The sequence below is a fragment of the Pseudomonas sp. P4_C8 genome (assembly GCF_056401975.1).
In genome coordinates this window covers 1-16,760 of the sequence record NZ_JBFUIH010000077.1, presented here as the reverse complement: position 1 = coordinate 16,760, position 16,760 = coordinate 1, and the positions used below count along the sequence as shown (strand labels likewise).

At 61.7% G+C, this 16,760-nt stretch carries 5 protein-coding genes and 1 pseudogene; 2 read left to right on the top strand and 4 right to left on the bottom strand.

The features are described from left to right. Window positions 1–783 precede the first annotated feature (783 nt). Window positions 784–11,265, top strand: a complete 10,482-nt coding sequence (locus tag AC1DWM_RS29025; RefSeq protein WP_477796769.1) for a peroxidase family protein — start codon at window positions 784–786, stop codon at window positions 11,263–11,265. A 199-nt stretch (window positions 11,266–11,464) separates the two neighbouring features. On the opposite strand, the gene AC1DWM_RS29020 is transcribed toward AC1DWM_RS29025, so the two are convergent. Then, window positions 11,465–11,902, bottom strand: coding sequence for a TetR/AcrR family transcriptional regulator (locus AC1DWM_RS29020; RefSeq protein WP_223511137.1), 438 nt, complete (start codon window positions 11,900–11,902; stop codon window positions 11,465–11,467). Between the two features lie 125 nt (window positions 11,903–12,027). Here AC1DWM_RS29020 and AC1DWM_RS29015 point away from each other — a divergent pair. Beyond that, window positions 12,028–12,111 (top strand): annotated as a pseudogene (locus AC1DWM_RS29015) (GFA family protein); the annotation flags it as partial. A 112-nt stretch (window positions 12,112–12,223) separates the two neighbouring features. On the opposite strand, the gene AC1DWM_RS29010 reads toward AC1DWM_RS29015, so the two are convergent. The 3 genes from AC1DWM_RS29010 to AC1DWM_RS29000 are packed head-to-tail and all read right to left on the bottom strand — an operon-like array spanning window position 12,224 to window position 16,641. Next, window positions 12,224–13,552, bottom strand: coding sequence for a TolC family outer membrane protein (locus tag AC1DWM_RS29010; RefSeq protein ID WP_223511263.1), 1,329 nt, complete (start codon window positions 13,550–13,552; stop codon window positions 12,224–12,226). Between the two features lie 5 nt (window positions 13,553–13,557). Beyond that, window positions 13,558–14,898, bottom strand: coding sequence for an HlyD family type I secretion periplasmic adaptor subunit (locus AC1DWM_RS29005; protein WP_223511136.1), 1,341 nt, complete (start codon window positions 14,896–14,898; stop codon window positions 13,558–13,560). A gap of 6 nt (window positions 14,899–14,904) precedes the next feature. Continuing rightward, complete coding sequence (locus AC1DWM_RS29000) at window positions 14,905–16,641, bottom strand: type I secretion system permease/ATPase (RefSeq protein WP_223511139.1); 1,737 nt, start codon at window positions 16,639–16,641, stop codon at window positions 14,905–14,907. Between the last annotated feature and the right edge of the window lie 119 nt (window positions 16,642–16,760).

The window sequence follows — 16,760 nt, the reverse complement described above, 5'->3', positions numbered from 1 at the left end:
GCGTCAACATCATGACGTTGATGACGCCACTGAACCCTGCCAGCGCGTAAAAGCTGTGGCGCAGGCGAAAGAGCGAGTCGGCCAGTTCGGAGCGGGTGCTCGACTGCTTGTGCATATGGATCTCCCCTTCGAAATGCCGGTTCCAACCAGCTCAACAGCTAACGGTAGATGTGGTTTTGTAGGCCGCTGGCCGACTCGCAGGCGGGTCGCTCTATTGGCGATTCTTGCGAAATCGCTGCGTTGCTCCCTTATGCAGAAGCGTAGGTGGCGGTGAAACAGTTAGAAATAACATTTCGCTCTATACCTGCACTCAACTGCCTATATATCTTTTAAAAAACAGCTAGTTGCGAGACATGACACCAGTCGTCTGTTTTATCGACGTAATATTGACAAAAATTTGCTATGGAACTTTAGTCTTATGTTATCGGGGGACCCGCCCGCCTGAAACTTGCCATCGCTTTGGCAACGCAAGGCGCGATGATTCTCCTGAGAGGAGCAGAATCATGTCGTTCATTTCGTGCTTTTTCAGAGGGAAAGGGCTGTCCAGGACGTTCGCCTTCACTTCCAGATTCCATGGCCCACCCAAGGCTCGAATCCGCTCTGCCTGATCGCCCGGCGAGCAATTCATTTCGCGAATTCCAGGCGCGTATCCCGGGTCTCGGGTAACGCCAGAGCTCTCGCAAAAAAACATAACCAACAAACTGCGCAAGCCAGCACTTGACTGGGCGCGGGAGGGTTTTCTCGTCCCGTGCCTTTACCCAGACAGATCGAGGGCAATCCAAAATGGCCAATTTCAACAAGTCGGACCTGGAGTTCATTCTCCAGCAGATTTTCATCGCGGAAGCAGACTCGGCCGGTCAGTCGCTTGTCGACCTCATACCGAGCCCGGAATTTGCTTTCGGTCTGCGTACGGTCGACGGGACGTTTAACAACCTGAGACTGGGTCAGAGCGAGTTCGGCGCAGCCGACAACATTTTCCCGCGCATGACCACTCCAGTCTTCCGCCCGGCTGAGGCGGGCACCTCTTACACCCAGACCAGCGGCCTGGTGATCGACTCGCAGCCACGCACCATCAGCAACCTGATCGTCAACGATACCGCCACCAACCCGGCGGCGGTCGCGGCCACGTTCGATCCCGGTCTGGATGGCATCCTCGGCACGGTTGACGATGTCTTGAAGGCCGGTGCGCAGGTCGTTACTGGAACCCGTACCGACGGCACGACTTTCCAGACCTTTTTCATTCCTAACGTGGCGCCGGACGCGGGCCTGTCCGCGCCGTTTAACTCGTGGATGACCTTCTTCGGTCAGTTCTTCGACCACGGCCTCGACTTGGTGACCAAGGGCGGTAGCGGCACGGTGTTCATCCCGCTGCAGCCGGACGATCCGTTGTTTGTTCCGGGTAGCCCGACCAACTTCATGGTGTTGACGCGGGCCACCAACCTGCCCGGGCCCGATGGCATCCTTGGCACCGCCGACGACATCCACGAGGCTTCAAACACCACCACGCCGTTCGTCGACCAGAACCAGACCTACAGCTCGCATCCCTCGCACCAGGTGTTCCTGCGCGCCTATGAATTGAATGCCGCCGGCAAGCCGGTGGCGACCGGCGAACTGATCACCAATCGTGACCTGGGCGCCGATGGCCTGTTCGGCACTGCCGACGACGTCGCAATCGGCGGGATGGCCACCTGGAAAGTGGTGAAGGCGCAGGCGCGCGACATGCTTGGCATCGAGCTCGACGATCTCGACGCCCTCGACCTGCCGCTGTTGGCGACCGACGCGTACGGTAACTTCATTCGGGGGGCGAACGGCTTTGCGCAGATCGTGACCGCGACCGGCTTGGTCGAGGGCAATCCGCTGGCGCCGATCGACGCATCGCTTGCGATCCGCACCGGTCACCAGTTCCTCATCGACATCGCGCACAATGCCAGCCCGGTGGACAGCCAGACCGGTGCGCCACTGACGGCCGATGCCGACCTCGTTGCCGGCGGCCCGGTGGCCGCCGGCTCCTACGACAACGAGCTGCTCGACGCGCACTACATCGCCGGCGACGGCCGGGTCAACGAGAACATCGGCCTGACCACCGTCCACTCCATCTTCCACTCCGAGCACAACCGGCTGGTCCAGCAGACCAAGGACACGGTCCTCGCCTCAGCGGCCGCCGGCGACCTGACGTTCCTGAACCAGTGGCTGCTGACGCCCGTCACGTCTGTTCCTGCTGATCTGTCGACCTTGAACTGGAACGGTGAGCGCCTGTTCCAGGCGGCGAAATTCGGCACCGAGATGCAGTATCAGCACCTGGTGTTCGAAGAGTTCGCGCGCACCATTCAACCGCAGGTCGATGCCTTCCTTGACTTCGATGACACAGTCAATCCGTCGATCGTCGCCGAGTTCGCGCACACGGTCTTTCGCTTCGGCCACTCGATGCTGACCGAGACCATTGACCGGCTGGACCCCAACTTCGTCTCCAGCGAGATCGGCCTGATTCAGGCCTTCCTCAACCCGCTGGCGTTTGCGACCAGCGGCCCGACCCCGGAGCAGGCCGCCGGCGCCATCGTCCGCGGCTTGACGCGCCAGGTCGGCAACGAGATCGATGAGTTCGTCACCGAAGCGGTGCGCAACAACTTGCTGGGCCTGCCGCTTGACCTGCCCGCCCTCAACATCGCGCGCGGCCGCGATACCGGCATCCCGTCCTTGAACGCGGCGCGCCGTGAATTCTACGCCGGCACCGGCGACAGCCAGCTGAAGCCCTACACCAGCTGGGTCGATTTGGTGCAACACCTGAAGCACCCGGAATCGCTGATCAACTTCATCGCCGCCTACGGCACGCACGCCTCCATTACCAGCGCCACCACGCTCGACGCGAAACGCGCAGCGGCCACGCTCCTGGTGTTGGGCGGCGTCGGTGAGCCGGTGGATCGCCTGGACTTTCTCAACAGCACCGGCGTCTATGCCAACCTGGCAAATGGGGCAACCATTACCGGCGTTGATGACATCGACTTTTGGATCGGCGGTTTGGCTGAGGAAAAAATGCCGTTCGGCGGCATGCTCGGCTCAACCTTCAACTTCGTCTTCGAGGACCAGCTCGAGAAGCTGCAAAACGGCGACCGGCTCTACTACCTGCACCGCACCCAGGGACTCAACTTCCTGAGCGAGCTCGAGAACAACTCGTTCGCCAAGATGGTGATGCTCAACACCGACGCGACCCATCTCCCGGGCCTCATCTTCTCGACCCCGACCTTTACTCTCGAGGTCGACCCGACCAAGCAGTTCAACCGGAGCGTGATTGCCGGTCCGGACGGCATACTGGGCACCGTCGACGACCTGCCCGGCAATGCCGATCCCACTGGCGGCACCTTGATCAACGGCGTCGAGATCACGCCGCTGGTCATCCGCGACAACCCCAACACGGTCGGGCCCGATACCAACTACCTGCAGTACACCGGCGAAGACCATGTCGTGCTCGGCGGCACCGCCGGCAATGACATTCTCGTCTCTGGCGACGGCGACGACACGCTCTGGGGCGACGCCGGCAATGATCGCCTCGAAGGCGGCTACGGCAATGACGAGATCGAGGGTGGCGATGGCGATGACATCATCACCGACATGGGTGGCGACGACGTCATCCACGGAGAGGCCGGCAACGACGTCATCCACGGCGGCAACGGCATCAATATCATCCTCGGCGGCGCCGGCAACGATTTCATCGTCACCGGCGAGGACTTTACGGAGGTCTTCGCCGGCGCCGGCAATGACTTCATGCTCGGCAGCCGGCTGAACGCACAAATGATGGGCGGCGATGGCGACGACTGGATCCAGGTCGGGACCCAGGACGGCGCCCCCGGCGACAATTTCACCGGTAACCTGCCACCGGTTTTGCTGGCAAAGTTGACCGACGGCAACGACGTCTTCAGCGGTGACGGCGGCTTCGATGAAATGATCGGTGAAGGCGGCGATGACATCTTCATCGGCAGTGAGGGCCCGGACAAGATGTTGGGCATGTCCGGTTTCGACTGGGCCACCTACAAGGATGATCATTACGGCGTGACTGTGGACATGAGCCGCATCGCCTTCGAGCAATCGGCCCTGTCGCCTTCAGTTGCAGGCGTGCATACCAAGTTCCCCGAGGTGGAAGGACTGTCGGGGTCGGCGTTCAGCGACATGCTGACCGGCGATGATGCCGACGCGATCGCGATCGCCGCTGCCGGTGTCCAAGGCAGCGTGCTCACCAATATTGACCTCGTCAACGGTCTGCGGGCGTTTCTTGGCGCGGCTGCAGCCGGCCCGGACGGTATCCTGGGCACGGCAGACGATCAGTTCGGCGCGGGCAACATCCTCCTCGGCGGTGGTGCCAGCGACATCATCGAAGGCCGCGGCGGTGACGACCTGATCGACGGCGACATGTGGCTGAATGTGCGCATCAGCGTGCGCCAGAACCTTGACGGAACTGGGCCGGAGATTGCCACCTTCGACAGCATGGAGCCCATGATCCCGTTCATGCTCGATGGTACCTTCAACCCCGGTCAGCTCGTCATCGTCCGCGAGATCCTGACGGATGCCCCCGCCTTTGACACGGCCTTGTTCACTGGCAACCGGCTCGACTATACCGTCACCACTGTGGGCGGCGTGACCACCGTGGCCGACAGCGTCGTCGGTCGCGACGGCACCGACCGCCTGACCAATGTCGAGCGGCTGCAGTTCAACGATCAGTCGCTCACCCTGCCAGGCGGGGTCGGGCTCAACAACGACCCGCTGGGCTTGCTGACCATACTCGATGCTGCCAGCAACACCCCGGACGCTACGCCGACCACGGGTCAACTGCTGAGGGTATCGGCTGCCGACGTGACCGATGCCGACAACGCCGGCGGTGCCATCACCGGACCGATCGCCTTCTACTGGCAGTTCGAAGCAGTCCCGGGTACGGGCGTCTTTCAGGACATCACCCGTATTGCGGACGGGGGCGCAGCATTGGCGCACATAACCGGGCCGACCTTCAGGGTGACCCCGGATCTCGCCGGGCTGGAATTGCGCGTCAGGGCCGTCTATAAGGATGAAAATGGCGTGCTCGAGACGGCGTTCTCTGCTCCAACCGCAGCGGTCGTAGCCGGCGTTGCTCCGCCACCGGCAGCCCCGCTGCCGGTCGAGACTCCGGTCGCCAGCACCGGTGTGCACTATATCCGGGCCGATCTGCAGTTCATTCTCGATCAGATTCTGATCTCGGAAAGGAATGCGGCCGGTGAGGATCTCCTCAGCATGCTGCCGAATGCACGGGTGCCTTTGGGCCTGCGCACGGTCGACGGGTCGTTCAACAACCTGGTGGCGGGTCAGAACGAGTTCGGTGCAGCCGACACGGTCTTCCCGCGACTGGTTCCGGCGCAGTTCGATACGGCGGAGGCGGGCACCTCTTACGCCCAGACCAGCGGCCTGGTGACCGACTCGCAGCCTCGCACCATCAGTAATCTGATCGCCGACAACACCGCCAACAACCCGGCAGCGATCGCGGCCACGTTCGATCCAGGTCCGGATGGCATCCTCGGCACGGTTGACGATGTCTTGAAGGACGGTGCGCAGGTGGTTACTGGAACCCGTACCGACGGCACGACGTTCCAGACCTTTTTCATGCCTAACGAGGCGCCGGACGCAGGTCTGTCCGCACCGTTCAATACCTGGATGACCTTCTTCGGTCAGTTCTTCGACCACGGCCTCGACCTGGTGACCAAGGGCGGCAGCGGCACGGTGTTCATCCCGCTGCAGCCGGACGATCCGCTGTTCGTTCCGGGCAGCCCGACCAACTTCATGGTGTTGACGCGGGCCACCAACCTGCCCGGGCCCGATGGCATCCTCGGCACCGCCGACGACATCCACGAGGCTGCAAACACCACCACGCCGTTCGTCGACCAGAACCAGACCTATACCTCGCATCCCTCGCACCAGGTGTTCCTGCGCGCCTACGAGTTCAATGCCGCCGGCGATCCGGTGGCGACCGGCAAGCTGATCACCAATCGTGACCTGGGCGCCGATGGCCGGTTCGGCACTGCCGACGACGTCGAAATCGGTGGGATGGCCACCTGGAAAGTGGTAAAGGCGCAGGCGCGCGACATGCTTGGCATTAATCTTACCGATGCCGACTTCGACAACGTGCCGCTGCTCGCCACTGATGCCTACGGCAATTTCATCAAGGGCCCGAACGGCTTCCCGATGGTCATGATGAGGGGCGCGGATGGTATTGCTGATACCGCCGATGATGTTCTCGTCGAGGGTAATCCTGCTGCGCCGATCAGCCTGGTCAATGCCGTGCGCACCGGCCACCAGTTCCTCATCGATGTCGCCCATAACGCCGTTCCGGTGGACAGCCAGACCGGCGCGCCACTGACGGCCGATGCCGACCTCGTTGCCGGCGGACCGGTGGCCGCAGGCACCTACGACAACGAACTGCTTGACGCGCACTACATCGCCGGCGACGGCCGGGTCAACGAGAACATCGGCCTGACCACCGTCCACGCGATTTTCCACTCGGAGCACAACCGTCTGGTCCAGCACACCAAGGATGTGGCCATCGCCTCCAACGATGTCAACTTCCTGAACCAGTGGCTGATGCCCGATGCCCAATTGTTGGTGTTGCCAACAACCGCGGCTGAGATCGCTGCCCTGCACTGGAACGGAGAGCGCCTGTTCCAGGCGGCGAAATTTGGTACCGAGATGCAGTACCAGCACCTGGTGTTCGAAGAGTTCGCGCGTACCATTCAGCCGAACATCGATCCCTTCCTTGGCGAACACCAAAATTATCAAACCGAGATCAACCCGGCGATCGTCGCCGAGTTCGCGCACGCGGTCTACCGCCTCGGCCACTCGATGCTGACCGAGACCATCGACCGGCTGGACCCCAACTTCGTCTCGAGCGATGTCGGCCTGATTCAGGCCTTCCTCAATCCGCTGGCGTTTGCGGCCAGCGGCCCGACGCCGGAGCAGGCGGCCGGTGCCATCGTCCGCGGCGTGACGCGCCAGGTCGGCAACGAGATCGATGAGTTCGTCACCGAAGCGGTGCGCAACAACTTGCTGGGCCTGCCGCTCGACCTGCCCGCCCTCAACATCGCGCGCGGTCGTGATACCGGGCTTCCGACCCTGAACGAGGCGCGTCGTGAGTTCTACGCCGGCACCGGCGACAGCAACCTGAAGCCCTACATCAGCTGGTCCGATTTGGTGCAACACCTGAAACACCCGGAATCGCTGATCAACTTCATCGCCGCCTATGGCACGCACGCCTCCATTACCAGCGCCACCACGCTCGACGGGAAGCGCGCGGCGGCCTCTCTCCTGGTGTTGGGCGGCGCCGGCGAGCCGGCGGACCGGCTGGACTTCCTCAATAGCACCGGCGCCTGGGCGAGTGGCCCGACCGGCGTCACCATTACCGGTCTGGACAACATCGACCTCTGGATCGGCGGCCTCGCCGAGGAAAAAATGCCGTTTGGCGGCATGCTCGGCTCGACCTTCAACTTCGTGTTCGAGAACCAGATGGAGAAGCTGCAGAACGCCGACCGCTTCTACTACCTGGAACGCAACGCGGGGCTTAACTTCGTCACCGAGTTGGAGAACAACTCGTTCGCGAGACTGGTGATGGCCAACACCGATGCGACCCACCTCCCAGCCGTCATGTTCTTGACTCCGGCCTTTACCCTCGAGGTCGACCCGACCAGGCAGTTCAACGAGAGCGTGATTGCCGGGCCGGATGGCATACTGGTCGACGATCCATTGACGCTAGTCAATGAGGCCGCCGACAACCTGCCGGGCAATGCCGACCCTGTCGGCGGCATCCTCCTCACGCCGCTGGTGATTCGGGACAACCCCGCGACGGTCGGCGCCGATACCAACTACCTGCACTACACCGGCGAAGACCATGTGGTGCTCGGTGGCTCGGCCGCCAATGACATTCTCGTCTCTGGCGACGGCGACGACACGCTCTATGGCGACGGTGGCAATGACCGCCTCGAGGGTGGCAACGGCAACGACTTCATGGTCGGGGGCGACGGCGACGACATCATCACGGACCTGGGTGGCGACGACACCATTCATGGCGGCGACGGTAACGACGTCATCCACAGTGGCAACGGCGTGAATCTGAACCTCGGCGGCTTCGGCAAGGACTTCATCGTCACCGGTGAGGACTCCTCGGAGGTCTTCGGCGGCGCGGGCGACGACTTCATCATGGGCAGTGTCGCCGACGAACAACTGATGGGTAACGAAGGTGATGACTGGATCGAGAAGGGAACCGCCGATGGTGCTCCCGGCGACAATTTCGACCCGAACGGGCTCGACCTGATACGCGGTAACGACATCTTCATCGGCACCGGCGGGCCCGACAGATTCATGGCCGAAGGTGGCGACGACATCATGTTCGGCAACGGCGGCGCGGGGGACCGCTACCTGGGTGGCTCCGGTTACGACTGGGCCGGCTTCAAGGACGACCCGTTCGGCGTGTCCGTCGACCTGAGCCTCGCCGAGATCGCTATCGCGCCGCCACTGCCGGAGTTGGCCGCAACCGTGGCTCGGTTCCAACTGGTGGAAGGTCTGACGGGATCGCACTTCAGCGACATCCTGCGTGGCGATGATGCCGATGCCACCGTGATCGCGGCTGCCGGTGCTCAGGGCAGCGTGCTCACCAACTTCGACCTGGTCAGCGGCCTGCGCCCGTTCGTCGGCACCGCAGCAGCCGGCCCGGACGGCATTATAGTCACGGCAGACGATCAGTTCGGCGCCGGCAACATCATCCTCGGCGGCGGCGGCAGCGACATCATCCAAGGCCGTGGTGGCGATGACCTGATCGACGGTGACAAGTGGCTCAATGCACGTATCAGCGTGCGGCAGAACATTGATGGCACTGGTCCGGAGATCGCCACGTTCGATAGCATGGTCCCGTTGGTGCCGCTCATGCTCAACGGCACTTACAACCCCGGCCAACTCGTCGCCGTCCGTGAGATCCTGACGGATGCGCCTGACCCCCTTAACCCTGGCCATTCCTTCGACACGGCTCTGTACACCGGCCTTCTGGCCGACTACACCGTCATCGAGAACGTCGACGGCACGATCTCCGTGGCCGACAGCGTCGTGGGTCGGGACGGTACTGACAGGCTCAGCAATATCGAGCGGCTGCAGTTCGCCGATCAGTCGCGGGTCCTGGTGGCGGGCTTGAACGCCGAGCCGGTGGGCTTGCTGAGGATCAGCGATGGCACGCCGGCCGTTGGACAAGTGTTAACGGTGTTGGCCGACACCGTCAGCGATGCGGACAATGTCGCTAGCGGAGGTGTGATCACCAGTCCCATCGCCTTCGTATGGCAGGTCGAAACAAACCCGGGCACAGGTATCTTCGACGACATCGGTATTGCGCTCGGAGGCGGACTAGGAACCGCGACCGGTCCGACCTTCACGGTGACCGCGGCTGAGGAGGGACTGCTGCTGCGCGTCAGGGCCGTCTATCAGGACGCCCACGGCGTGCTGGAAAGCGTGTTCTCGGCGCCGACCGCGCCAACTGCGCCGCTCGGCGGCAGCCCCGTCAACGTCCTGCCGGTTGGCACGGTGCTGATCAGCGATACGACCCCGACGGAAGACTCGGCCTTGACCGCCACGGATGCGTTCACCGACGCCGACGGGACCACGACCTCGGTGATTACCCGTCAGTGGCAGGCGGGGAGCGGTGTGATCTTTGCCGACATCGCCGGTGCGACGGGCACGACCTTCACGCCCGGCCAGGCGCAGGTCGGTCAACAACTGCGTGTCATCGCGAGTTACACCGATGACCTCGGTACACTTGAGCGAGTCATCTCTGCAGCAACGACAGTGGTCGGTGATCTGTTTGTCGGTACCGCCGGTGTCGACATATTCACCGGCACGGCAGGCGACGACGTGGCCAGCGGAGGTGATGGCAACGACATCCTGAACGCCTTGGGCGGCAACGACATCCTCAATGGTGACGCGGGCAATGACATTCTCATCGGGGGTGCGGGTGCCGACACGATGGCCGGCGGTGTTGGCGACGATATCTACGAAGTCACCGACCTTGGGGACGTGGTGACGGAGCTCGCGGGTGCCGGCAACGACGCGGTCTGGACCTCGCTCGGGAGCTACACCCTGAGTGCCAACGTCGAGAATCTGTTTTTCGGCGGCAGCGGCAACTTTGTGGGCATCGGCAACGAACTCGACAACACGCTCGTGGGCGGTGCGGGTAACGACGTCCTCCTCGGTGGCGCAGGTGCCGACACGATGGCCGGCGGTGTCGGCAACGATGTCTATGAAGTCACCGACCTTGGGGACGTGGTGAACGAGCTCGCCGGTGCCGACACTGACACGGTCTGGACCTCGCTCGCGAGCTACACCCTGGGTGCGAACGTCGAAAATCTGTTTTTCGGCGGCAGCGGCAACTTTGCGGGCATCGGCAACGAGCTCGACAATACGATCGTGGGCGGTGCGGGTAACGACTTCCTGGTCGGCGGCGCAGGTAACGACGTCATCCTCGGTGGCGCAGGTGTCGACACGATGGTCGGTGGCGTCGGCAACGATGTCTATGAAGTCAGCGAACTCGAGGACGTGGTGACCGAACTCGCCGGTGCAGACACGGATACGGTCTGGACCTCGGTCGCGAGCTACACCTTGGGTGCCAACGTCGAAAATCTGTTTTTCGGCGGCAGCGGCAACTTTGCGGGCACCGGCAACGAGCTCGACAACGCGATCGTGGGCGGTGCGGGTAACGACGTCCTCATCGGCGGCGCAGGTAACGACCTCATCATCGGTCGCGCAGGTGCCGACACGATGGTCGGTGGCGTCGGCAACGATACCTATGAAGTCACCGACCTTGGGGACGTGGTGAACGAGCTCGCCGGCGCAGACACGGATACGGTCTGGACCTCGCTCGCGAGCTACACCCTGGACGCAAACGTCGAGAATGTGTTCTTTGGCGGTACCGGCAACTTCACGGTGGTCGGTAATGCGTCAGACAACGTATTCGCGGGTGGCATTGGCAATGACACCTTCGTGTTCAGCGCAGGTTTCGGAAACGATTTGATTATCGGTTTCGAAACCAATCCCATCGGCGGCGGTCAGGATCGGCTCAATATTGCCGCATTCAACATCACGGCGGCGGACTTTGCCGGTAGCGTTAACGTCGCCGATGCCGGTGCGGATACCGTGGTCACCATCGGAAATGACACCATCCGCCTGGTAGGTGTGGCCGATGCAACAACCGTTACTGCCACGGACTTCATTCTGGCCACTTGAGGTCCTGGTCAGTACTGTCGCAGGGAGCGTGGACAGCGGAGGGGAGGGCAATGGATGCCCTCCCTTTCTCCTTCCACTCAATTGCCTCATGAATGCATTCTGTGTGGGAATTCAGGGAGGGCTGAATCGACCAGGATTTTGCAGCGATAGCGATGATCATGGCGTTGCGAGCTGCTCTCGCATAATCGGAGACGTTCTTCTATTTTTCCGGCGTGAAATAGCTCTTTTCAATAGCTTTGCGGGTCGAGGCAATGATTTCCTTGCGAGTTCGTTCTTTCTCGACTGCTCGGGACAGGACTAGCGCTCCCACACATTGAGCGATGACGGCCCATGCCGCATTAGGGCTACCGAGACGATCGGCCCAGGCTTTCTGTATTTGCTTCAGGCCTTTTTCGACGGCCACCCGTACCTCCGGTTCGGCGCGCGCAATCTCTCCACCCAAGGCTGGAAGGACACAACCTTCTTCTGGATGAAGGACATGAAAGGTACTTAGGTAGTTGCGTAAACATTGCTCCAGCTGGTCGCCTGATGCGTTTTGTCCACCAGCCAGCATTTCGCTGCTGTTTCTAATCTCATCCTCAATCACTGCCTGAAACAGCGCCTGCTTTGAGGGATTGTCACGCAAAACCCTGAGCAAACTCTGGAGTCTTGGCTCGTCGCTTATCACGATGAAGGTAAGCGCGGCCTGGGTCGAATCGAGAAGAATGACTATTTGTTTGATCCGGGCTTCTGCAACTTGGCCTCGGGCTGGGAGAAAGGCATCGTCGCGAGTCCTGGTTGCCGCCGTTTCCCCTCACACGACGATACGAGCGTGATCGAGACTCCACGGGGCGTTTTGAGGCGTAGGGGGCGCGAGCAATGTCGAATGTCTCGATCTGATCGACGGAAATTTGACTGTTTTTTATAGGGTGGTACGCCCGCCAGCCATTGTTTTGCATAACCGGCCGGCAGGTGGAAGTCAGTTGGTGACCAGCAGTTCCGGGCCGAGGTAGTTGTTGATTTGCTCGATATCGTCGTCGCCCAGACTGCCCACCGAGGACGCCAGACGCAGGTGCGACATCAAATAGCGCAACTTGGCCTCAAACAGATCGTGGCGCGCAACGAAGAGCAACTCTTCGGCATTGAGGACGTCCACGTTGGTGCTGGTGCCGCCCTCTTTGAAGCCCTTGCGTGTCGAAATCAGTGAGCGTTCGTTGGACTCTACGGCTCTCTCCAGCGCGTGAATACGTTTGGCGCCACTCTGTATGCCGCGAAACTCACGGGTGGTTCCGGAGATAACTTCCAGTCGTGTGGCGTCGAGTTCGTCCATGGCCTTATCGCTATTGGCACTGGCCTGGCGTGTCAGTGCGCTGACGCCGCCACCGCTGAACAGCGGGAAATTGACTTCCAGCCCGATTGAGCCGTAGTGGTTGCGTTGATTCAGTTCGGAGAGAGATTGGCTCTGGCCCGCGGTATAGCCGGCAATGAAATCCAGTGTTGGCCAGTGGCCGGCCTTGGCGCGCTTCACTTCTTCTTCGGCGAGGTCGCTGCTATAACGGCGCGCGTGGATCAGCGGGCTATCGGTCTGGGCTTTGACCAACCAGTCCTGCAGGTTGCTCGGCAGCAGCGGCGGTGTATCGAAGCTCGGACGTAAGGTCGTCAGCGATTCGGGGGTTTCACCGATATATTCCTCAAGTTTGCTGCGCGCGTTGACCAGGTTGTCCTGCGCTTCGATCAGTTCGGCATCGGCGAGGTCGCGGCGAGCAACCGACTCGTCGATGTCGGTGATGGTGCCGGCCCCCAGCTCCATGCGTCGTTTCGCCGAGGCGAGTTGCTCGTCGAAGGCGCGCAGCTTGGATTTGGCCAGGACGATGGTTTCGCTGGCCAGGAGCACATCAAAATAGCTTTCGGCCAGACGCACCGCGGCGTCCTGCGTCTTGGCATCGAACACCGCGACGCTGTAGTCGGCACGCTGCTGACCCTGGCGGTACTCGGCCATCTTCTGTTTGTTGAACAGCGGCTGGCGCAGGCGCACGTTAGCGCCCTTGGAGGTGTAGTCCAGATCATTGTCAACGCCGTTCTGGCGTTGGGAGCCATTGACCTTGTTGTCGTAGGCCGAGGCATTGATCTGCGGTAGCAGGCCGGCCGTGCCGATGGCGCGGTTTTCCGAACCGGCCTCTTTTTCATGCACGGCGGCGCGGTAGATAGGGCCCTGGAACTGCAACAGGTCCCAGGCTTGCTTGAGGTCCATGGCGCTGGCCGGTAAAGCCAGCCCTAGCAGGCAGAGGAACAGGCAATGACGTCCCATTGATTTCATTGTTCCTTGAATGAGCTGTCCACACGGTCGAGCATTGGTTTAAGAAGATAGCTCATCATGTTGCGTTCGCCAGTCTTGATGGTGACGGTAGCGGGCATCCCGGGGCGAATGTGATTGGTTCCCAGCAGGCCCATGCCATCGGGCGTGACTTCCACCTGGGCCAGATAGAACGGCTCCTTGCTTGCCTCGTCGAGCAGGCGGTCAGCGGAGATGGTCTTCACGCGGCCGGGGATGTTGGGCGTCCGGGCATGGTTGAAGGCCGGGAAGGCAATGTCCACGGCCAGGCCGGGGACCATCTTGTCGATGGCCTGCACGGGGATCATCGCGTCGACCTGCAGCGGCTCGTTGAGCGGAACGATGTCCATGATCTTGAAGCCGGGTTGAATGATCCCGCCGACGGTGGCAATGCTCAGGGCCTGGACCATGCCATCGATCGGCGATCGAATCACGGTATGGGTCACTTCATAGTCCAGCGCGCGCAAGCGGTCGGCCAGGGTGGTGTTTTCCTTGGCGGTGTCGGTCAGTTGCGATTCGACTTCCTTCAGGTAATCGTGCTGGCGCTGCAGGATGCGCAGTTTGATTTCGGTGGTCTGGCTGCGCACGCGAGCGATGTTGTTGAGGTTCTCGGCCTGACCGGCGGCGAGGTCGGCATTGCTGCGTTCCAGCTCAAGCAGGCGGTTGCGCGGCACATAGCCTTCGGCCGCCAGCACGCGGGTGCCTTGTAGTTCCTGGTTGAGGAAGTTGATCTGCGAGCCGCGGGCGCTATAGACCTGCTGCAGGCCCTTGAGCTGCACCGCCGACGCCGCCAGGTTTTCCTCCAGGATGCTGATTTCGCCAGCGAGACCGGCGCGCCGGGTGTCCAGCAGGCGCTGTTGCAGATCCATGGCGGCCATCAGGCGCTGGTCACCCCTGAAGCGCTTGAGCAACTCGGGATCGAAGTTCACCACGGCGCGGTTGTCACGTTCCGCTTCCAGGCGGTTTTCCACCGTCTTGCTGACGATGTACTGGGCGCTGACCGCACCTTGTTCGGCAAGGGCACGCAAGGAGTCGAGGCGCACCACTTCCTGACCTTTTGCCACGACATCGCCTTCTTGAACGAGAATCGCCTCCACGGTCCCCCCGCTGAGATGCTGCACGGCTTTGCTTTTGCTGGTGACTTTGACCGTGGCTGTGGCTACCACGCCGGCATCCAGCGGCGCCAGCCAGGACCACAGGAGGAAACCGCCGAAGCCGGCGATCACCAGCCAAATGCCCCAGCGCGCGGGTCTATGGATGTTCAGATCCACCACGTTCTTGGGATCGATATGAATCATCTCGGTGTGTTGGCTCATTTGCATGATCGATCACTCCCGTGATTTGACGGAGGCCAGCGGAGTTGACACGCCTGCAGGCATTACAGCGGCCTTGCGCAGCGCTGCGAATACTTCGTCGCGCGTGCCGAGCATCTGCACGGCGCCGTCACGCAGCATCAGCACCTGATCGACGGCGCAGAGCACGTTGGGACGATGGGAAATCAGAATGACGGTGGCGCCACGCTCCTTGAGTTTGGCCAGCGCATCGACCAGGGCCTTTTCGCCGACGTCGTCGAGGTTGGCGTTCGGCTCATCCAGCACGATCAGATTGGGTTCGCCATACAGCGCGCGGGCCAAGGCGATGCGTTGCTTCTGACCACCGGAAAGCGGGCTGCCATCGGTGCTCAGGCGAGTGTCATAACCCTGMGGAAAACGCAGGATCATCTCGTGCACTCCAGTGGTCTTGGCGGCGCGGATGACCGCTTCGCTGTCCACTTCGCCAAAGCGCGCAATGTTGTCGGCGATGCTGCCCTCAAACAGCTCCACGTCCTGTGGCAGGTAGCCGAGCCAGGGGCCAAGTTCGCCCTTGTTCCAATTGAATATGTCCGCGCCGTCCAGGCGCACCTTGCCGGCCTGTGCCGGCCAGACGCCAACCAGCAGGCGGGCGAGGGTGGATTTGCCCGAGGCGGATGGACCGATAACGCCAAGGCTTTCGCCGGGTACAAGGCTGAAGCTCACTCCGCGCAGAATGGTGTTGTTGGTTCCGGGAGARCCGGCATACACATTCTCCACCGCCAGCATGCCCAGCGGCCGCTGCAGCGACATGCTCGGTGGCCGGCGCGGATAATCGCTCAGCATTTCGTTGAGCCGGCCCCAGGCCGACCGGCAGCCGAGCAGTTGTTTCCACGACGCGATGACTTGTTCCACCGGGCCCAGCGCGCGGCCGGTGAGGATTGAGCAGGCAATCATCATCCCTGGGGTGATCTTGCCTTCGATCGCCAGCAGCGCGCCGGCGCCGAGGATCAGCGACTGCAAAGTGATACGCACGAAGCGTCCGGTGCTGCTGATCATGGCGGCGCGGTCGGAGGCCAGGGTCTGCATTTCCAGAATGCGCAAATGGCTTTGGTACCAGCGCTTGCCGATCGACGGCAGCATGCCCATGGCCTCGATGACCTCGGCGTTGCGCAGGTTGTTGTTGGCGTAGCTGGAGGAGGAGAGTGCGGCCTGATTGGCTTCGGCCAACGGCTTCTGCGTTGCCTTCTCGGTCAGATAAGCCAGGCCCACCAGAATCAGCGAGCCGATCAGCGTGAGCAGTCCGAGCAGCGGGTGGATCAGATAGGCGACTAACAGGTAGATCGGTGTCCACGGCGCATCGAAGAAAGCGAACAGGCTATTGCCGGTGAGGAACTGACGAACCTGCGCGAGATCTTGCAGGGCCTGGGCCGGATTACCTCCGGCGCGGCTCAGGTTGCGCTCGAATGCRGCGGTGAAGATGCGYCGGTTGAGGTCCATGTCGAGGTTGTTGCCGACCCGGATCAGCATGCGAGTGCGGACCATTTCCAGCGTGGACATCAACATAAACAGGCCTATCACCAAAACGGTCAACATCGTCAGCGTCGTGACGTTGCGACTGACCAAGGCCCGATCATAGACCTGCAGCATGTACACGGCTGGCGTCAACATCATGACGTTGATGACGCCACTGAACCCTGCCAGCGCGTAAAAGCTGTGGCGCAGGCGAAAGAGCGAGTCGGCCAGTTCGGAGCGGGTGCTCGACTGCTTGTGCATATGGATCTCCCCTTCGAAATGCCGGTTCCAACCAGCTCAACAGCTAACGGTAGATGTGGTTTTGTAGGCCGCTGGCCGACTCGCAGGCGGGTCGCTCTATTGGCGATTCTTGCGAAATC

What these genes read in the sequence shown, in the direction of transcription:
- AC1DWM_RS29025 (WP_477796769.1), top strand. Translation starts at nt 784, where the DNA reads ATGGCCAATTTCAACAAGTCGGACCTGGAGTTCATTCTCCAGCAGATT.
- AC1DWM_RS29010 (WP_223511263.1), bottom strand. Translation starts at nt 13,552, where the DNA reads ATGGGACGTCATTGCCTGTTCCTCTGCCTGCTAGGGCTGGCTTTACCG.
- AC1DWM_RS29005 (WP_223511136.1), bottom strand. Translation starts at nt 14,898, where the DNA reads ATGCAAATGAGCCAACACACCGAGATGATTCATATCGATCCCAAGAAC.